The sequence below is a fragment of the Candidatus Neomarinimicrobiota bacterium genome (genome assembly GCA_021157965.1).
Taxonomy (GTDB): domain Bacteria; phylum Fidelibacterota; class Fidelibacteria; order Fidelibacterales; family Fidelibacteraceae; genus Fidelibacter.
The window spans coordinates 56,108-75,968 of record JAGGVO010000012.1; the positions used below are offsets into that span (position 1 = coordinate 56,108).

Here is a 19,861-nt window from a genome sequence, read left to right on the forward strand (position 1 = left end):
CATGAAACGCATTATCCTGCTTTTTCTGATCCTGAGTGCCTCGCTGTCAGGACAAAAAATTGAAAAAATTCAGATGGGAGAGCCGGAAAAAAATCCCCGAAAAGCCATGCTGATGTCCGCCGTTCTTCCGGGGACCGGACAGTTTTATTCACAATCTGTTTCATGGGGAATTGTATATTCGGTTCTTGAACTGGCCGGAATCAGTGGTACTGTATATTACAACCAGGCCGGAAATGCCAAAACCGATGACTATACATCCTTTGCGGATAATCACTGGAATGTCATCCGCTGGTTGGATGACTACTACGGAGAGTATGAAAAGCCATGGGCTAACCCCGCTGCAGAGAAAACACACAATGTCTATCTCTATGTCGGGACACACAGGTATACTTTCACTGAATTTATTCAGACCTTTGAAACATGGAAAGACTGGCAGGCTTACCGGGACCAGATCGAGCTGGAAAAAGAGTACCACTTTTACGAAAACATCAGCAAGTACAAACAGTTTAAACAGGGTTGGGATGACTGGCAGGAATACAAGGATGATCCCGACTATCAGGTTATCCGGCGTTCTTCTCCCAATCAGGAACACTATGCCGACATGCGAAAAGACGCCAATGACCTGTTGAAAAGGTCCACCTATTTTACATCCGCCCTTATGTTCAATCATCTGATCTCTGCCTTTGATGCATTTTTTCGCACATCCCGATGGAACAAACACTTTGCTCACCGTGTACACATGAACATGGTGCCCAATCTGTCTTTCCGAAATCAGGGCTTAACTTTTCACATGCAAATTGATTTGGAAGGCTTATGAAATCTTACAAGTATAGCTTTATCCTTACCACCATTACACTTTTCGTCCTATGGGGTTGCTCCGGCTCCAAAACCGTTGAAACCGGTTCCTTTATGCAACGTTATGAAAAAGGAAACCAGCTTTATGACGATGAAAAATATTATAAAGCCATCGATCACTTTACTTTTGTCGTATACAACGCCCCGGGGAGTGATATTGCTGATGACGCCCAGTTCAAGCTGGCTAAATCCCATTACCAATTAAAAGAATATCTTGTAGCCATTGACGAGTTTCAACGGCTATTACTCCGCTGGCCTGCCAGCGACCTGGCTGAAGAGGCAGATTTTATGATTGGCGAGTGCTATTTTGAACTATCCCCCATTTATCAAAGGGATCAGACCTATACATATCATGCTATTCAGCAGTATCAGGATTTCATCGACACCTATCCCCACAGCAAATTCCGGAAACCGGCTGAAGATCGTATCCAAACATGTCGCATGAAACTGGCCAAGAAAATCTTCGATGCCGGTGAACTTTACATGATTTTACGGGAGTGGAAAGCAGCTATTATTACCTTTGAAGAAATCATCAATAAATATTACGATACCCCCCTTTATCAACCAACCCTGCTGAACATGGCTGAGTGCTATAAGAAAATTGGGGATATGGAGAAACTGTCTGAAATATTCGGTGAAATCGACAAATCCAAGCTAAAATCCCCCCAGGACAAAATCCGTTACAATTCCCTGACAGGCGACCCTGACCGGAAGTAAATTCCATGAAACTCTGTTTATACGGCGGATCTTTTGATCCCGTTCATAACGGTCACCTCTTTTATGCCCGTAAGGCTCTGGAGCAACTTGCGCCGGATCAAATGATCCTTATGCCCGTGAACCGCTCTCCTTTTAAAAAGGAAAATCCCGCAGCAGGGAAACACCGGCTGGCAATGCTCAGACGGGCTTTTGCGGAGATGGAAAACGTCCATATCAGCACCTGGGAGCTGGAAAAACCCGGCCCGTCCTATACAATTGACACAGTTTACTATCTTATATCCCTTTATGATGCCGTAGAAAAATTATACATTCTTGCCGGTATGGATCAGATGGCAGCAATTCAAAAATGGAAGGATATCGATAAGATGCTGACTTTGGGCGTATCTTTTGCCGTCTTTCCCAGAAAAGGCTATTCTTTTTCAGATATCCATCCCGATTTTCGTCCCCATTGTGTAACAATTGACGGGCCCGTTGTGGATATCAGCGCCTCTGCCTTGCGGGAGAAAATCCGCAAGGGAGAAAATGTGGCAAATCTGATTCCTGAATCTGTTCTGAACTATATTCAAGAAAACAACCTGTATTCTCATGCCTGAACTTGTCCACCAACTGATACTTTTTGTTATCGGCATCGTGCTGCTCTATTACGGAGCAGATTTCTTGGTCCGTGGCGGAGCCAATATTGCCCGGATTTACGGGGTGAAACCCATGATCATCGGGCTTACCATTGTTGCATTCGGGACATCCATGCCTGAATTCCTGGTTGGAACTGTGGCTTCTATCAAGGGACAGTCGGATATTGCCATCGGCAATGTTGTAGGCAGCAATATTGCCAACATTGCACTGATTCTGGGACTTTCGGCGCTTTTCTCGCCACTGGTGATCCACTATAAGATGATCCGTAAAGAACTCATATTCCTCCTTATATCATCCCTGGTTTTTATATACTTTATTCGGGACGGCGTGAATTTCCGGGAAGGAGTCCTCTTTATATCTATTCTTGTAGGATATACCACTTATCTGGTCTTGCACCCCGAAGAGGTGCCGGTTGTAGAAAAGCTGCCGGAAAAAACGAATTCAATACTGATAAACTTATTCTTCATCATAATCGGTATCACAGGACTTACCTTCGGTTCGGACTGGCTGGTAAGCTCTGCAGTTTACATTGCACAGCTTATTAAAATCCCGGATATCGTCATCGGGATGACCATAGTGGCTGTGGGGACATCCCTTCCGGAACTGGCGGCCAGTGTGATGGCTGCGGTGAAGAAAGAGACAGATATTTCCGTTGGAAATATCATCGGTTCTAATTTATTCAATATGTTTTTTGTCATCGGCGGAATCGGGCTCTTCAAATATGTTCCCGTAAACCCGGTGATATTTACTTTTGAAATCCCGGTCATGCTGGGACTTGTAATTATACTCTTTCCCATGATTATCTTGCGAAAAGGATTAAACCGGTATTGCGGCATTATTCTTTTGCTGATTTATTTTACTTTCAACTTCTATCTTTATATGACCCGGCATCTCTCCCTATGAGCCACCCACTTCATATCATTCCGCCTTACAGCCGGTCTGCAGATTTTTATGACGAGCTCATGGCGGATATTGATTATAAAGGATGGGCGGAGTATTTACTGGATCTTTCAGCGGAACTCAATATTCAAACGGATGCCATCATTGATTTCTCCTGCGGTACGGGCACCCTTTTGCACCACCTGTCCGCCGGGGCCCGGCGAATCCGTGGATTGGATATCTCAAAATCCATGATCCGTCAAGCGAAAGAGAAATACCCTGAAAATGAATGGTTTGTCGGTAATATGATGACAACCTTCATGCCGGACAATTTTACCCTGGGGCTTAATCTCCATGACTCCCTGAATTATATTAAAGACACGGATGTTTTGAAACATTACATCCATCGCATGCAAAAATCTTGTAAACCGGGACAAAGTTTGTTTTTTGATTTTGCTCTGCCGGCTCTGATAAAGCGTTACTTCATCAATCAGGATGAAATAAAAAAAATGGGGAACGGTGACATTGTCCACCGACACCATGACTATTTGGAATCAGAAAATCTTTGCCTTACATATCTGGAAATCACGCACATGGGCCGACAGGTTATTGAAATCCATCAACAGCGGATCTGGCCATTTCATGAATTAAAAGAAATGTTCATTGGATTACCGGGTCAGAATCTCTTATTTTTAGAGGAATTTTCATACCTGGAGGCACATGAACAATCTGAACGCTTACTGGTGGTAATCACCCATGATTGAGTGCAGCAAGCTGACTGTCAATTTCGGAAACGGTGAAGGTATACGGAATATCACAACCCAATTTTACGAGGGGGATTTCACGCTTCTCCTGGGACCTACGGGGTGTGGTAAATCCACCCTGATGCGTGTGATATACATGGATATTCAGCCAACCAAAGGTTATATCAGAATCCGGAACTGGGACAGCCGGAAAATCAGCAAGCGGCAGATTCTGAAACTCCGCCGGGGCATTGGAATTATCTTTCAGGATTTTCGCCTGATTGAAAATCTGAATGTTTTTGAAAATGTGGCTTTGCCCCTGATCATGACCGGTCATTCCCGAAAATCCATCCATGAAAGAGTAAGTGTGATCCTTGACGAAGTGGGCCTTCTGGGAACATGGCGTCAGAAAGCCGGATCTCTGAGCGGCGGTGAGAAACAACGGGTTGCCATCGCCCGGGCAATTGTAAAAAACCCTTTTCTCGTCCTTGCCGACGAACCGACGGGCAATCTGGACCCGGAAGCCGCCAATACCGTTTTTGAATTATTGAAGAAAATAAATGCCCTGGGAACGTCGGTGATCATGGCCACCCATAATTACACCCTCATTGAAGATACGGATTACCGCCGAATTTATATGGAAAATGGAAGTCTGGTGGATTTGTAATGCGCCTATCATTTATTTTGAAACAAACCTTCATCAATTTGTGGACCGCCCGCCTGCCGGCACTGGTAGCAATATTCACTATCGGCATATCTTTGAGCATTGTCATTGGTATGGGACTTCTGGGATACAAGGCCTTTACATCTTTTGATTTATTCCAGGACAAATTTGAAATCGAGGTTTTTTTATATCCCAATCTGAAAAGAGATGAAATCACACGCATTCAGAACGAACTGGCGGAAATCCATCAAATAAAAATGATTAATTACATTTCCAAGGATGAGGCTGCCCGGATTTTCAAGGAAGAGTTCGGGGAGGATATTCATGATATTCTGGACGAAAACCCTCTTCCCCCTTCTTTTCACATTAAGCTCTATAAACAAATGACTCATCCGGATATTGTTGAAAATGTGGCCAAACGCATTTCAGAACTCCGGGGCGTTGATGATGTAAAATATCATAAAGAAATTTTAATCCTGATGGAAAAGTATTTTCGCCTGATGACACTTGTGGGGACAGGAATTATCATTTCCCTGATTATTGCCATGAATATCCTTATCCGAAACACCATTAAACTTTCCGTCTATGCCCGGAGAAAACAGATTGCCATTCTACAACAGTTGGGAGCCGGCGGTTTGTTTATCCGTCTGCCCTATATTTTCGAAGGAATTCTTGAAGGAGCTCTGGGAGGAGCTTTTGCCGGCGTTCTCCTCCATCTTTCCTTTCAGGTTATCAATTTTTCTGTCCAGTATATTTTTGACATTTCCCTGGCCTTTTCACCCTTTATCTGGACCTTTTCCATCAGTGTCGGAGCCCTCATGGGCATGTTCTCCAGCAGTCGGGCTGCCAAAAGCTTCATGTACCTCTTCGCCAGAGAAGACTATTAGTTCAGAACTCAATTCATCATTTAAAAAAAAAGGGTGCTTCAGCACCCTTTTTTTGTTCATCCTAAGATCAGTCCTCTATGATTGCAAGAATATCACTCCGCTGGAGAAGAATATATTCCTTATCATCCAACTTGATCTCTTCTCCCGCATACTTTCCATAGAGCACCTTGTCACCGGGTTTGACGAGTTCTTTCAGCTCTTCGTCTGTCCCCACTTCAATAACGGTCCCCAGATGCTTTTTTTCTTTTGCCGTATCAGGGATGATAATCCCGCTGGCTGTCTTTTCTTCCTGGGGTGCTGTTTCTACAAGCACGCGATCATCAAGTGGTTTGATTTTCATGAATTTCCTCCGACTCTCATGTTTTGAGATTTAACATTTTATTTATTTTCGGTCTGTCAAAACCTACAATGGGTCTGTTGTTTATCCATAACTGGGGCACTCCCTGTTGCCCGCTTTTCCGCATCATATCCTGGGCTGCCTTTGTGTTGCGGCTTACATCCACTTCCTTGAACCGAATCTTCTTCTCCATGAGATACCGCTTCACCTGTTTGCAATAGGTACATGTCGGGGTTGTAAAGACAATCACTCGCTTTTGTTCCATAGCACTCCTACAATCCGGTCCTGTCAAATAGCATGGTATTAACTACAAAATATAACAAGGACCATGTTTTTTTTCAATTTTTTTCACTCCCTGAAATCCTCGAGTTTCAGGACATTTAGAAGCCGCAATTCCATCTCTTCGTCCATATCCTTCTCATTGTCCACTTCACGGTACATTTCAATGGTTTTTTCCACAGAATTGTAGAAGAAATGGCAATCGGGACACTTTTCCAATTCGACGGCAATTTCCTTACAGACTTCTTCATCCATATCCTGGGACAGGCCGAGACAGAGTTTTTCGAAGGGTGTTAACTGTTTTTTTTCGGTTTTTTCATTTTCCATTGAACTGACCTTCCTGAAAATATTTTTGCAGATTCTGTCTGAGATAATAGCGGGCCCTCATCAGGCGGACTTTGACATTGGATTCGGTAAGATCCAGAAGTTTTTGGGTCTCGATGGTGGAAAGGCCCTCCAAATCCCTCAGAATGAAAACGGAGCGGTAAATGGCCGGGAGCTCCTTTACGGCATTGTCAAGCAATTTCCGGAACTCTTCATTGGACATGAGCTTGCGATTGAAAGCCGGCCATTCTGACAGGTGTTGTCCGTGAATCGATTCTATATCCGGATCGGACAAGGACACCATGGCATTCCCCTTGTTCCTGTCCCTGAGTTTCTGAAGAGAAATATTCATGGTGATCCTGTACAGCCAGGTAAAAAACTGGGACCGCCCTTCGAAGGTATGAAGTTTCCGCAGGGCTGTAAGAAAGGTTTCCTGCATCACGTCTTCAGCATCTTCTTTATCCCGCATCATCCGCAAGGCCAGATTGAAAATTTTTTTTTCATACCTCAGGACAAGCCGGGCCTGGGCTTTCCGGTCTCCGTTCTGTGCTTTTTCAATGAGCTCAAGTTCGTTTTCCACATTTCATCCTTTTTAGATGATTTTTATCAGGGAGGTTACAGGCTTATAAAAGGCTTAACACAATAGAGTTTAATTTTGTTTCGGCTGTATCGGAACGGGACAGTACAATCACGGGGACAGACGCATTGAGAATAAGTCCGCCGGCTTTTGCTTTCTCCAGAAAGATCATTTGTTTGATCATAAAATTTGCCGGAGTGATATCGGGAAAAATGATGACATCCACCTTTCCGGAAATTTGTGATTGAATTCCTTTCTTCCGGGCGGCATTTTCGGATAATATGACATCCAATGCAATAGGTCCCTCAGCCAGATATCCCTTTTCCGTATATTCCCGGGCCAGTTCAAAGGCATCGCCTGTAGCCGGGATTTTGGGATTAACTTTTTCAATGACTGCCGCAAAGGCGATTCTGGGCTTACGTCCCAGAACCTTTTCAGCATAAGCAACCGTACTTGCTGTAATCTCTCGTTTGGTTTCCAGATCCGGCGCAATATTTATGCCGCCATCCGCCGCAAAGAGCAGCCGGGGATAAGCCGGTGTGTCGCAAACCGCCACATGGGATAAAACTTTCCCGATCCGGAGGCCTTTTTCCTTGTCCAGAAGAGGTTTCATGAAATCCGCCGTGGGAATATCCCCTTTCATAATCAAATCCCCCCCGCCTCTACGGATATCCTCTACCGCAGCTGCTGCTGCTTCAACCGGCGACAGGGAATGATATACGGCAGAAACCTCCAGCTTGTGCTGTTCCGACTTCTTCTCAATCAGTGCGCGGTTTCCGAAAAGACGCAGTCGGATAAATCCTTGCTCAACTGCCTGTTTGAGCCCTTCAAAAACAGAATCCGCCTCCGGATTCACCACATTGCAGTTTTTTGGTTCCCGGGTTGACACCCGTTGATATAAATCGTTAAATCTCATGATATCCTCACATGTAATCCTGAACAGGAATATCTCCCTTCAGTGCTCTGAATCCTCCGTCTGCCATCGCTTCCAATTCATTCTCCCCGGGGATAATATGAATATTGAACATGGAAAAATGATCCTGTAGCCGACGGGTAATATATAAACAATGGGCCAGGCCACCCGTGATCAATACTGCTTTCACCACAAAGTGACAGGCAGCCAGCATGGCCCCGATTTCCTTTTCTATCTGATAAATCATGGCATCCATAATCAGTTGGGCATATTTATCCCCTTCCTGAATCCGTCTTACCACTTCCCGGGCATCATTGGTCTTTAAATAGCCCTTTAATCCGCACTCCCGGGAGAGATAATGATCCAGCTCTTTCCGTGTATAGTCGCCGGAAAAAGCCAAATCCAGCAAACCACTGATAGGCAACGCCCCTGCCCTTTCCGGTGAAAAAGGTCCCATTCCCAGCAATCCGTCGTTGACATCCCGGATCTTCCCCATTTTCAGGGCACAAATGGAAATACCCCCGCCCAGATGGGCAACTACAAAATTTTCTTTTTCAAGAACTTCCCCATATTCGTCACACCATTTTCTGGCCGTGGCTTTGATATTCAGGGCATGGCTCCGGCTGCGGCGCCTGATCTCGGGGACACCCGATATCCGGGAAATCTCATCGAATTCATCCACACTCACAGGATCGATAATCCACGCCGGAACTTTGTACAATTCTCCGAAATAATGAGCCAACAATCCTCCCAGATTGCTGGCATGGTTGGAATATCTGCATTCCCGGAGATCAGAAAGCAGCTTCGGCGTAATTTTATACACGCCGCCTTCCATGGGCTTCAAAGGGGCACCCCGGCCAACAACGGCGGCCAAATCGGATAAATCGATCTTTTCTAAAAAACGTTTCAGCAAATCCCGACGATAAGCGTATTCCTGCACCACGTTTTTTCGGGCATATTCCTGCTCCACAGGCACGGATATTTCATCTATTTTCCCCTCGGGGGTAAATAAACCCGCTTTTGTGGATGTCGAACCGGGACTGATTGTGAGTATCTTTTTCATAAAAATCTCTCCCCTGATTCAAACATAAGTTGCCTGATTTCTCCTTCCTGTCAAAAAAACAGATTAAGCTTGCAACTGTTCAAATAATATCATTACTCTTCTCTCATTAAATATATATAATATTTTGATAAAAAAGAAAGATTTTCTTTCCCTTCAAGTCATCCTTGTTATGCTTTTGCCTATGGGTTCAGAAGATACTCTGACGTAATCTCCGCTGTTTTACTCAACATGGCATTCACACTGCAATACTTGCTTTCACTGAGTTCGATAGCACGGGCAATGGCCTTGTCGGAAAGTTCATTCCCCCAGAATTTGTAAACCATGTGAATTTTTGTAAAGACTTTGGGATGTTCACCTGCCCGTTCCGCTTCGATATCTATGGCAAATCGGTCATAATTCATACGTTTTTTTCGCAATATGGATAATACATCCATGGCTGTACATCCGCCAAGAGCTTCCAGAACCAGTTCCATGGGACGTGTCCCGGCATTAAAACCATGTAAAGACTCGTCAGCATCAAGAGCAACCCAATGGCCTGAATCGCCCTTTGCCATAAATGTCAAATGATCGGCAAGACCCTGCAATGTTACTTTCATCCGTACCTCCAGATTATTTTTTTAGATTTTGTATGATTGTGTAAATGAACTGTTCTTCCGGCAAAGCGCCTTCGAGATCGAAAAAATGATTGACAATTGTTTTGGGTACCCCCTTGACCCCTGCTTCATTCCCCAGTTCAGGAAATTCCGTCACTTCAATCATATCCGCCCGGATATGAGGATTGAGAAAGGCCATCTTATGAATGAGACGGACAACTGATGAACAATAAGGACAGGTTGGCGTGATATAGGTTTTAATATGAAGGGGCGTTTCAATACGTTTGATCTGTCGGATCAAATCTTCCGTTAACCCTGTCCGTCTCTTGGAAACAACAAGAACCGCCCCCAAAAGGGAATGGAATTCATATCCCCCGGGCATCCCGTAAAACCGGATGCCGGTATCCTTCCGGGATTTGTCCAGGAGAGCAATTGCCGGAACACGCTCAATGCCCAGTTTCCCGATTTCATCGGCATCTTTGTCAATATCGTACACATCTACCCGGATTTTTTTGGAAATTTCTGCAAATTCCATAACTAATTCGCAGGTATCACGACAATACCGGCACAATGTGTCACGTTTTACAAAGATAAGCTGAACCGGGTCTTCCAAGCCGGAAAAATGTGTTCTGAGTGTACGTTTGTCGCTTTCTGAAAAAAATCCCAAAAGTCTTTCCTGAATCTGGTTTTTTAGTGGATACAGAAGTCCCGACGTTACAATGTTGAAAACTAAAGGTTTAATCTGCAAGCTAACAGATTATCTGTAAATCAGCTTTTATGCCTGAGAATTTTCCCGGGATGTTCACCGGTGTGTTTACCTTCCCGGATAACGGGTACACCGCCGACAAAAACATAGGGAATCCCATCGGGATACTGGTGAGGATTCAAATATGTGGCATTATCCTGCACCGTTTCAGGATTAAAGAGAACCAAATCAGCCACATAATTTTCCCGGATGAACCCCCTGTCCGTCAGACCAACTTTCAGAGCGTTCAAGGCAGACATTTTTCTTACGGCTTCCGGAAGGGTAAGCACCTTTTCATCCCGGACAAATTTGGCCAAAACCCGGGGGAATGCCCCATAAGAGCGGGGATGGGGTTTGCCCTTGAAAAGAGGACCATAGGTAGCTCTGACCGAACCGTCCGAGCCGATGCTCACAAACTTCGCCTTGAGAACTTTTTTCAGATTACCTTCTTCCATAGCAAAACCTATGGTTGAAACATCAGCCTTAAAATCAATCAGAAGTTTTCTCACGGTTTCGTAAGGGTTTAATCCCAGGGCAAGGCTGATATCCTGTAATGTCCTGCCTTCAAAATCCTTACCGCCTGTACCCCGGCAGGAGCTGATAAGCACACGCTCCCAGCCGCCGATCCGCTCACCCCGGCCGACGACATAATTTCGGACAAGTTCTTCATTTTCACGGTTTTTTAGTCTTTCAATCATCTCTTCCGTGGTTCCCTGGCGTGCCGAAACCGGCAAAAAGGCCGAAAGTCCCGTAGACCATGCAATATAGGGATAGCGATCAGCGTGGACAGGGATTCCTTCCTGGCGGGCTCTGCTAATCCTGGAAAGCATGGCATCCACTTTGTGCCAGTTATTCTTGTTGCAGGCTTTTAAATGGGATATCTGAAGTGAAACCCCGGCCTGACGGGAGATATTCAGGGCTTCCTCAATGGCTTCTTCCACCCGGTCATCTTCGCTCCGCATGTGAGTGGCGTACAATCCGCCAAATTCAGCCACTGTTTTGGACAAGGCGATGAGCTCCTCTGTATTGGCATAGCTCCCCGGGGCGTATTCCAATCCTGTCGAAAGTCCCAGACTCCCCATCTCAAGTGTATGGGCCAGAACCTTCTTCATGACTTTCAATTCATCGGCTGTGGGAGCCCTGTCGTATGATCCCATCACGGCATTCCGCAAAGTACCATGACCTGTCAGAGTCATGTAATTCACAGATGTCCCGCCCTTTTCAATGGCACTGAAAAAACCATCAAGATCCTTCCAGGATTCATCAAGTTGATACTGCTCCAGGAGTCTTTTTCGCAATTTTTCCACATCCGCCTTCGTCAGGGGAAAAGGGGATGCTCCGCAATTTCCCGAGACGTCCGTTGTAATGCCCTGGCGGATTTTCCCTTCGGCATTGGGATTTACCAGCAATTCAAGATCGGTATGGCTGTGTATATCCACAAATCCCGGGGCTGCCACAAGGTCTTTTCCGTCAATTTCTATATGGGCGGTGGCATTTTTAAGGGATCCTATAGCGATAATTTTTCCATTTCGCAAACCGATATCCGCTGTGTATAAATCTTTCCCTGTTCCATCAGCAATCCGGACATTCCGGATGAGAATATCCAGCCGGGAACGGACAGAACAGCCCAGTGCCAGTCCGCCTGCCGTCAGAAAACTCGTTTTAATAAAATCCCTCCGTGTCCATTGACCAGCTGACCGTTTCATATTCAATCTTCCGCTTTTTTATTCACACTTTTCTGATTTAAAACCTTTTCGGGTTCCGTGATTTTTGGAAAGGTAAAAATGAAACAGGTATTCCACTCCCTACAAGATTCTGTCCTTACCCTTCCTCTGTACCGTAAAGTGATTTTCTGAATAATAAACAAGCCAAGCCCGGAATAGGCTGTTTCACCAAATTCAAAATTTTCGTCAAACACTTTATCCCGAATCTCATCCGGTATGGGCTCCCCGTTATTGGCGACCTTGAAAATCACGGAATCATCGTCTTCTGAAATCTCGAACATCATGTCAGTGGCCTTTCCATGGCGAATTGCATTGGATACAAGATTGTTCAGAAGAAAACCTATCAGGTCATCGGCATAGATATATCCCTGGCCGTGACATATAAAAGACAAGTCTTTATAATCCTTCATCACGCGATAAACGGCCTCTGCCAGGGAAACCGGCCAGAGCTTGTCGGGATCATGCACGATCTTTTCGGCTTTTTTCATCCGGTCAATCATCCGGATGCCACGCTCCGAAGCCTCTGCAATGCTGTCAAGCATCTCTTTATTCGATGTTCTCTTATAAAGGGATGTGGCAGATTTTGTAACGGTAAAGATATTTGCCAAATCATGCAGGAAGATTTTGTACATGTGGTAGAGAAATTCTTTCTGGTTTTCAATAGTTATTTCATAGTTCTTTCTCCGGTTGATTCTCTCAAAAATCAGAAGCACCCCTTGCTGCCGGCCTTCTTTATCTTTCACGGCAGTACTCCGTACTTCAAACCACTCACCAGCATAAAAATCCCCGGAGAAAAAGTCCCCTTGCATACTTTTTGCCAGAAAGTACCGAATGCCGTTTTCAGAATCCGGGATGGCCAGTTCATGGATAGACATGCCCGGTTGAATAGATTGCCGGGTTACACGATGAAAAAAATCCTTTCCCATCTCATTAAAAGCGTCAATTTTCCCATCCTTTTTCAAAAAAACAAATCCGAGTCCCGCCGATTCAAAAAACGCATTTATCTGATCAATCAGCCACATTACGGATTCGTTCTTTTTTATCACTTTACGCTGCAAACCCATAAAATTGTTTTTCAATTCTGAAAAGCGGTTCAAAAGATCCCCTTTATCGGCAGTGCAAATGAGGGCTATGTGATCTTCTGTTTTGACACCAATAAATTGGACGGTTCCGGGTACATCCCTGAGGTTCACATCCCGATTCACCGCAGCTCCATGGCTGCTCACTTCACGGTAAAAGTGGAACAACCTGGTTCTATCTTCAACAAGTTCTTCCAGATTTATCAAATCTTCAGATATCATGCCCTGATCGTTCCGAAGTATTTTCCGAATCTGCCCTGTCTCACTTGTCAGCACTGCAAAATGAATTGTATATTGCTCCTTCATAATTCATAACCATTCTGTTGCCGGCTTTAAAGTCATTCGCGCATTCCGGGCAGTTCAAATTCAATACAAAAGAAAGCCACTTCACTTTTTTTCGATGTATGAATCCCATTCAGGCATAATCTCCCGAATAATATGCTGTCACTGATCTTACTGATTTACCATAATCGTCCGCTGTATGCCGGGACGCACCAAACACTCGCTAATAGAGGTACAAAAGGTTTATCATCCCATACAGAACCTTAAGCTGCCGGACTTTATCCCGGTCTGTATAGATCCCGCTTTCTGATACTTCCCATCGTCATGGAAAAATTCCTTTCCTGTACAAAGTAATAATACTATTTATCATCCTTAAATTCGAGCTCTTTTTATAATTATATATTAAAGTATTTTGCCTTTGGATGGAGCAGAATCAGGGCTGTTGTGGAGCATTCAGGTATCAGTTGATAACCCGATGTCAGGCTGACACCGATTTCAGAAGCCTTAAGGAGTTCGAGAATCATCTTCTGGCTTTCCAGCTCCGGTGCCATGGGATATCCCGGACTGATCCGGATTCCCTGGAAAGTTCCGGGTTTCCGGTGTTTTTCCGCTTTTTGTTTGTCCAGTCCCAGTTCGTGGCGTATCAGGGCATGATTTTCCTCGGCCAGGGCTTCGGTTAATTGCATTAAGAGGCCATGATAGAAAAAATATTCGGCATAATCATGAGATGCGTACAACCGGCGGCTGTAACGGACAGCCTCATTCCCCAGGGTTACACACTGAATGGGCATAAGTCCGTCCTGATGCGGCGAATAATAATCTGCTGCGGACAGGCACTCCCCTGCCTTTTGCCTGGGAAAGGTCAGCTGAAATGATTCGGAACTACCGGGGAGGTGTACTGAAAGTACATCTTCCGATATTTTCCGAACCGGGCAACAGGCATAAACCACCCCGGGACAGAAAGATTCCCGGATTTCATCCCGGCAGAGCATCTCCCGTAAACGTTCTTCCCCTTCCTGTTTCAGAAAAGCTTCGTAATCCTCACGGGACATCTTACCTTTGCGTAATTGCCATTGGAACGTAAACAGGGTTTTGCGATTCAGATAGTTCACAAGCGAGTCAATATCTATCTTTTGTCGGATACGTACTCCATCAAAAGGCGGAGATGGGTAATCATAGAAAGAAATCTCTGCTTTACGGCATCCTTCCTTTTTATATAAAATCTTATCCCCCTTGTCTTTATCCCGGCGGATATTTTTCGCTTCAATCTTTTCATCCAGAGAATTCAGGATAGACAAGCCCTGAAATGCATCGGCGGCATAAAAAACCATTCCCTCATAAACCGGTGCCAGTTCTTCACGCACAAAGGATTCTGTCAGGGCTGCACCTCCAAGCAAAACGGGGATGGTGATATGGTGTTCTTTCAGAACCATCAGAGTGTTTTTCATTTCAAGGGTCGACCGGACCAGGAGTCCGCTCAGTCCAAGGGCATCGGGTTTAATAGTTTGAACAGCATTCAAGACAGCCTCGGGAGACTGTCGGATGCCGATATTGTGGACAATAAAACCGTTATTGGATAAAACCACATCCACCAGATTTTTCCCAATGTCGTGAACATCCCCCCGCACAGTAGCCAGAACTATCGTGCCCTGAATCATTTTTTCGTTTTTATCCATGAAGGGTTTCAGGATATCCACGGCTTTTTTCATGACTGATGCCGATTTCAGGACAAAAGGGAGCTGCATTTTCCCGGATCCGAAAAGCTCACCGATTTCCTTCATGCCCGGTAAAAGGATATCATTGATAATATTCAGGGGGGATTTTTTATCCTTTAATACCATCAACAGCTTTTCCAGTCCGGCGGAATCCCCATGGAGAAGTTTTTTTTGCAGGTTCTCCTCCGGTGTCAACTCAACCTGTGTGGTAAAATCTACATTCGGAATGTTTTCACCGCCTGCCTGAATCAGATGAATCAGGGGGTCTCCGGCTGTAGTATCATTGTAAATCAGTTTGCGGCATAAGGCCAGTAACGATTCGGGGATATCTGAAAGAGGCATGATTTTTCCGGGATGGATGATCGCTGCATGCATTCCTGCCCGGACAGCCTCATAAAGCATCACCGAGTTCAACATGTGCCGGATGCGGGGTTTCAATCCGAAGGAAACATTGCTTACCCCCAGAAGCAAATGTACTTCCGGAAAAGAATCTCTGATATCTTTTACGGCTCTGAGGGTTTCCACCGCCGTATTCCGGTCTGCATCCTCCCCGCTTCCCAGGGTAAATGTAAGGGTGTCAATAAACAAATCCTCTCTGCGGAGTCCGGCCTTTTCCGCCAGAGCAATCATTCGGCCGGCAATGGCACTCTTCCGCTCGGCCGTTTTAGCCATCCCCTCTTCGTCAATCGTCAGGCAAATCAACATGGCTCCGTATCGTTTACAAAGGTTGGCCATGGAAAGGAAAGTCTCTTCCCCGTTTTCCAAGTTGGCCGAATTGACAATGCAACGTCCGGCGCAGTGTTTCAGGGCTGTTTCTATAACCACAGGATCGGTACTGTCAATTTGAAGGGGAAGGCGGCATTCCGTATTCAAACGGCGAAAAAAATACACCGTATCCTTTTTTTCGTCCCGTCCAACGACGGAAAGGGAGACATCCACAACATGGGCGCCTTCCTGTTCCTGAGCGTTCACAATGGACATCATGGCATCCCAGTCTTCCCGAAGTAATGCTTTTCTGAAAGCCCTGGAACCATTGGCGTTAGCCCGTTCACCAATCAGTAGGGGAGCAGGTTTCACACGGATTGCCTGGTTTTGATACAGGGATGAGACGGCAGTCTCGCGGGATATCTTCCGGAAGGGAATCTTCCGGCCGGTTCCCACTTTTTCAGAAATACATCGGATATGACGGGGTGTGGAACCGCAACAACCGCCAACAATGGAAGCACCCATATCCCGGACAAAAACCTCGATTTCCGAAGCCATCGTTTCCGGCTCCAGCTCATAAACAAAGCGTCCCTTTTTGTGAACCGGCAATCCGGCATTGGGCATGGCAAACACTGGAAAAGGGGATAATTCGGCCATCAGGCGCACATGAGAACGCATTCCCACAGGCCCTGTGGCACAATTGAGTCCCAAAGCAGACAGCGGATATGGAGACAAAGCCGTCACCACTGCCGGAATATCAGATCCGGCCAGCATTGTGCCGTTGGATTCAATCGTGACAGAAACAATCAGAGGAATGTCCGGGGCAACATCCAGAATAAGACGTACCAGGGTCTTGACATGAAGCAGATCCTGGGCAGTTTCAATGATCAACAGATCCACACCTCCGTCTGTCAGTCCCAGAATCTGCGGTTTATAGGCTATGTAGATGTCATCGGGACTTACATGATTCAAGGAGGGCATGCGGCTTCCGGGTCCCACCGATCCGGCAACCAGGCAAAAATTCCTCTTGTCCTTCATTGCGTCGACTGCTTTTCGAGCCCGTTTCGCCCCTTCCAGATTCAGTTCGTAGGTCCGGTCATCCAAACCGTGTTCTTTCAAGACAAGGGTATTGGCTCCAAAGGTATTTGTCTCAATAATATGTGCACCGGCATCGAGATACTGCCGGTGAATGGATTCAATGAGATCCGGGCGGGAAACATTCAGAATCTCAGGACATCCTTCGTAACCGGAGTAATCCTCCGGCATCAGGCCGGCATCGTCAATCAGGGTCCCCATGGCTCCATCTATAATACAAACACCCCGGGTAAGATACTCATGAAAGGCTTTTCTGCTGATCGTCATACCACCTCGTTTTCTTTTTTTAATTTACCGTAATCCGGGGAAATGAAAAACAGGCAATCACGGTTCCGGAATCTTTTCTCAGGGTTTCTCTGATATTCACTCATATTTGGGTGATATTTTTCTTGTCACCATCCGTAAACTCCAATAATTTCCCTCGCAAATGGAGGAATCATGAAAAATTTTCGCAGGATAACTGTTCAAAGTTTTGTCCCCGAAGAGCTTCAGGAGCTGAAGCAATTCAGTTACAACTTATGGTGGAGCTGGAAACCCAATGCCCAGAAACTTTTCCGGACATTGGGGAATGAACTCTGGTATGACGTTGAACACAATCCTTTAAAACTTTTAAAATATTTGAGTCAAAACCAGTTCAATACAAAGGCAAACGATCCCGAATTTCTGGACATGATGAAGTCGGTTATGGATGAATTCAATCATTACATGTCCCGGAAGGACACCTGGTTTGACAAGACATACCCTGAAAAAAAGGATTTCCTGGTTGCCTATTTTTCAGCAGAATTCGGCATTCATGAAAGTGTACCGGTTTACTCCGGTGGTTTGGGGATTTTGGCTGGTGACCACTGTAAAAGTGCCAGTGATCTGGGCATTCCCCTGGTTGGTGTGGGAATGATGTACAAACAGGGTTATTTCAACCAACAGATAGATGGGGACGGGAACCAGGAGAATATGTATCCAAGTTATGACTTTGGAGAAATTCCCATACAACTGACCCGGGACGAGAAAGGAAACCCCCGTAAAATTTTCATCAATTTACCCGGCCGGAAAGTTTATGCCCAGATCTGGCGTATGCAGGCCGGGAGGACATCCATCTACCTTTTAGATACGGATATTCAGGAAAACCTGCCGGAAGACCGGATTCTTACATCCCAGCTGTACGGTGGAGATCATGAAATGCGGATCACCCAGGAACTGCTATTGGGTATCGGAGGTGTCCGTGCCTTGCGTTTACTGGGTTATAAGCCCTCTGTCTGGCACATGAATGAGGGGCATTCAGCCTTTCTGGTCCTTGAAAGAGTCCGGGAACTGGTTGACCAGGGCATTGCATTCGATGTGGCCAAAGAAATCGTATCCAGCAACTCCATTTTCACCACCCATACACCTGTTTCGGCAGGACACGATGCCTTCGATGAAGCACTGATGCATAAATATTTTGATCATTGTTTCCAGAATTACGGATTGGACTGGAATACCTTTTTTATGCTGGGGCGGGATGTCAACAAAAACTTCAGCATGACGGTCCTTGCCATGAAGATGGCAAAAAGCTGCAACGGTGTGAGTCGTCTTCACGGTGAGGTAAGCCGCCGTTTGTGGAGTGATGTATGGAAAGATATTCCGTTATGTGAGATTCCCATTACCCATGTGACCAACGGCATCCACACGGAAACCTGGGTCTCCCGGGAATTCAGAAAGCTCTATAATGAATACCTGGGTGACGACTGGATTTTAAGAATAGATGATCCCGAGATGTGGAAAACAGTCAACGACATTCCGGCAGGGCGGATTTGGAATGTTCACAAGACCCGAAAACAGCGTCTTGTGGATGTAGTAAAGCAGCGGATCAGAAACCGGGACCAGCGGAATGGTGTCCCCCAATACATTACAGATCGGGCCCTGGAAAACCTGACGCCCGATGCTCTTTTTGTGGGATTTGCCCGGCGTTTCGCTACCTATAAGCGGGCAACCCTTCTTTTCCGGGATATTGAACGTTTAAAACGCCTTGTGTCCAACCGGGAAAAACCGGTCATCTTTTTCTTTGCCGGGAAAGCCCATCCTGCAGACCGTCCGGGACAAGCTCTGATCAAGGAAATTTACCATATCAGTATGAGTGAACCGTTTCTGGGGAAAATTTTCATCCTGGAAAATTACAATATGACCCTGGCCCGCTATCTTGTTTCAGGAGTGGATATCTGGCTGAATAATCCCCGGCGTCCCCGTGAAGCCAGCGGTACATCCGGTGAAAAGGTCACCGTAAACGGCGGTATCAATTTTTCAGTCCTTGACGGCTGGTGGGTGGAAGGATTCAACGGAAAAAACGGGTGGACCATAGGTGAACCGAAAGAATATGCCAACAACGACATTCAGGACAGTGAGGACAGTGCCAACCTGTATTATACATTGGAGAATGCCATTATTCCCGAATATTTCGAACGCTCAAACGGGGATCCTTATTCGGAAACCTGGGTCCGTCGTATGAAAGAATCCATTCGATCCATAACACCGGTGTACAGCACTCACAGGATGGTGAAGGACTACATGAATAACCTTTATAAACCAGCTTTTGAACACAAGCAACTTCTAACTGTTGACAATTATAAAAAAGCAAAAGAGTTGGTTCATTGGAAGCAGAAAATTTCTAATGCCTGGAAGGATGTCTGGGTTACGGAAATCAACCCGGTTGAAGAATTTATCAATACATTGCACATGCAAATAACCTGTGATGTCATACTGGACGGACTGAATCCCGAAGATGTAAAAGTGGAAGTGTATCTGGTTAAGGAATACCAGGAAAATCAACCGCCCGTATCTGTTGTGGAATTGAAACTTAAGGAAAAAAACACCGAAGGAAGATGCGTTTATTCCGGAACGGTGGAAATTCCAAAAGCAGGGACCTACAGATACAATGTTCGGGTAAGACCCTGGCACAAAGACCTGCTGCACCCCTTTGAAACGGGGATGATCCGCTGGATGCAGATCGTTAGTTAGCTCTCGTCCAATATAAATGATAATCCGGAAACAGAAGTTAATAAAAAAAAACGGCAGGCTGGAA

General features: G+C 45.6%; 19 protein-coding genes. 8 read left to right on the plus strand and 11 right to left on the minus strand.

All coding sequences use genetic code 11. The features are described 5' to 3' along the window. The first annotated feature begins 1 nt into the window (after position 1). The 7 genes from J7K63_01380 to J7K63_01410 are packed head-to-tail and all read left to right on the plus strand — an operon-like array spanning position 2 to position 5,378. On the plus strand, positions 2–817 hold the full coding sequence (locus J7K63_01380; protein MCD6233676.1) for a hypothetical protein: 816 nt from the start codon (positions 2–4) through the stop codon (positions 815–817). Then, positions 814–1,572, plus strand: coding sequence for an outer membrane protein assembly factor BamD (bamD, locus tag J7K63_01385; GenBank protein MCD6233677.1), 759 nt, complete (start codon positions 814–816; stop codon positions 1,570–1,572). The genes J7K63_01380 and bamD overlap by 4 nt, the downstream gene beginning before the upstream one ends. A gap of 5 nt (positions 1,573–1,577) precedes the next feature. After that, a complete protein-coding gene (gene nadD / locus J7K63_01390; protein ID MCD6233678.1) occupies positions 1,578–2,165 on the plus strand; it encodes a nicotinate (nicotinamide) nucleotide adenylyltransferase in 588 nt (195 codons plus the stop codon). Continuing rightward, positions 2,158–3,108 (plus strand): calcium/sodium antiporter, encoded by a 951-nt coding sequence (locus J7K63_01395; GenBank protein ID MCD6233679.1) that lies wholly within the window; start codon positions 2,158–2,160, stop codon positions 3,106–3,108. Before nadD ends, J7K63_01395 begins: the two co-directional genes overlap by 8 nt. After that, the gene (locus J7K63_01400) at positions 3,105–3,848 is read left to right on the plus strand and encodes a class I SAM-dependent methyltransferase (GenBank protein ID MCD6233680.1); all 744 of its coding nucleotides are present in this window, start codon (positions 3,105–3,107) and stop codon (positions 3,846–3,848) included. Before J7K63_01395 ends, J7K63_01400 begins: the two co-directional genes overlap by 4 nt. Next, complete coding sequence (locus J7K63_01405; protein ID MCD6233681.1) at positions 3,841–4,494, plus strand: ATP-binding cassette domain-containing protein; 654 nt, start codon at positions 3,841–3,843, stop codon at positions 4,492–4,494. The genes J7K63_01400 and J7K63_01405 overlap by 8 nt, the downstream gene beginning before the upstream one ends. Next, positions 4,494–5,378, plus strand: a complete 885-nt coding sequence (locus tag J7K63_01410) for an ABC transporter permease (GenBank protein MCD6233682.1) — start codon at positions 4,494–4,496, stop codon at positions 5,376–5,378. Before J7K63_01405 ends, J7K63_01410 begins: the two co-directional genes overlap by 1 nt. Positions 5,379–5,445: 67 nt before the next feature. On the opposite strand, the gene J7K63_01415 is transcribed toward J7K63_01410, so the two are convergent. The 11 genes from J7K63_01415 to metH all read right to left on the minus strand — a co-directional run bounded on the left by J7K63_01415 (position 5,446) and on the right by metH (position 17,076). After that, the gene (locus tag J7K63_01415) at positions 5,446–5,718 is read right to left on the minus strand and encodes a co-chaperone GroES (protein ID MCD6233683.1); all 273 of its coding nucleotides are present in this window, start codon (positions 5,716–5,718) and stop codon (positions 5,446–5,448) included. A gap of 16 nt (positions 5,719–5,734) precedes the next feature. Next, positions 5,735–5,980 (minus strand): glutathione S-transferase N-terminal domain-containing protein, encoded by a 246-nt coding sequence (locus J7K63_01420; protein MCD6233684.1) that lies wholly within the window; start codon positions 5,978–5,980, stop codon positions 5,735–5,737. Between the two features lie 83 nt (positions 5,981–6,063). Then, on the minus strand, positions 6,064–6,321 hold the full coding sequence (locus tag J7K63_01425; protein MCD6233685.1) for a hypothetical protein: 258 nt from the start codon (positions 6,319–6,321) through the stop codon (positions 6,064–6,066). Continuing rightward, positions 6,311–6,898 carry a sigma-70 family RNA polymerase sigma factor gene (locus tag J7K63_01430; GenBank protein MCD6233686.1) on the minus strand — a complete coding sequence of 196 codons (588 nt, stop codon included), beginning with the start codon at positions 6,896–6,898 and terminating at the stop codon, positions 6,311–6,313. The genes J7K63_01425 and J7K63_01430 overlap by 11 nt, the downstream gene beginning before the upstream one ends. Positions 6,899–6,941: 43 nt before the next feature. Continuing rightward, positions 6,942–7,811, minus strand: a complete 870-nt coding sequence (locus J7K63_01435; GenBank protein ID MCD6233687.1) for a phosphate butyryltransferase — start codon at positions 7,809–7,811, stop codon at positions 6,942–6,944. 7 nt (positions 7,812–7,818) lie between these two features. Next, positions 7,819–8,871, minus strand: a complete 1,053-nt coding sequence (gene buk, locus J7K63_01440) for a butyrate kinase (GenBank protein ID MCD6233688.1) — start codon at positions 8,869–8,871, stop codon at positions 7,819–7,821. A gap of 179 nt (positions 8,872–9,050) precedes the next feature. Beyond that, on the minus strand, positions 9,051–9,467 hold the full coding sequence (locus J7K63_01445; protein ID MCD6233689.1) for an OsmC family protein: 417 nt from the start codon (positions 9,465–9,467) through the stop codon (positions 9,051–9,053). Between the two features lie 13 nt (positions 9,468–9,480). Beyond that, positions 9,481–10,131: a thioredoxin family protein gene (locus J7K63_01450; GenBank protein MCD6233690.1), complete on the minus strand. Its 651-nt coding sequence runs from the start codon at positions 10,129–10,131 to the stop codon at positions 9,481–9,483. Between the two features lie 101 nt (positions 10,132–10,232). After that, positions 10,233–11,915 (minus strand): D-aminoacylase, encoded by a 1,683-nt coding sequence (locus tag J7K63_01455; protein MCD6233691.1) that lies wholly within the window; start codon positions 11,913–11,915, stop codon positions 10,233–10,235. 2 nt (positions 11,916–11,917) lie between these two features. After that, positions 11,918–13,318, minus strand: a complete 1,401-nt coding sequence (locus tag J7K63_01460) for a HAMP domain-containing histidine kinase (GenBank protein MCD6233692.1) — start codon at positions 13,316–13,318, stop codon at positions 11,918–11,920. 371 nt (positions 13,319–13,689) lie between these two features. Further along, positions 13,690–17,076, minus strand: a complete 3,387-nt coding sequence (metH, locus tag J7K63_01465) for a methionine synthase (protein MCD6233693.1) — start codon at positions 17,074–17,076, stop codon at positions 13,690–13,692. Positions 17,077–17,247: 171 nt separating this feature from the next. Between metH and glgP the strand changes: the two genes are divergently transcribed. Continuing rightward, entirely contained in the window at positions 17,248–19,797 is a 2,550-nt protein-coding gene (gene glgP, locus J7K63_01470; GenBank protein ID MCD6233694.1) for an alpha-glucan family phosphorylase, read from the plus strand. The last annotated feature ends 64 nt before the right edge of the window (positions 19,798–19,861 follow it).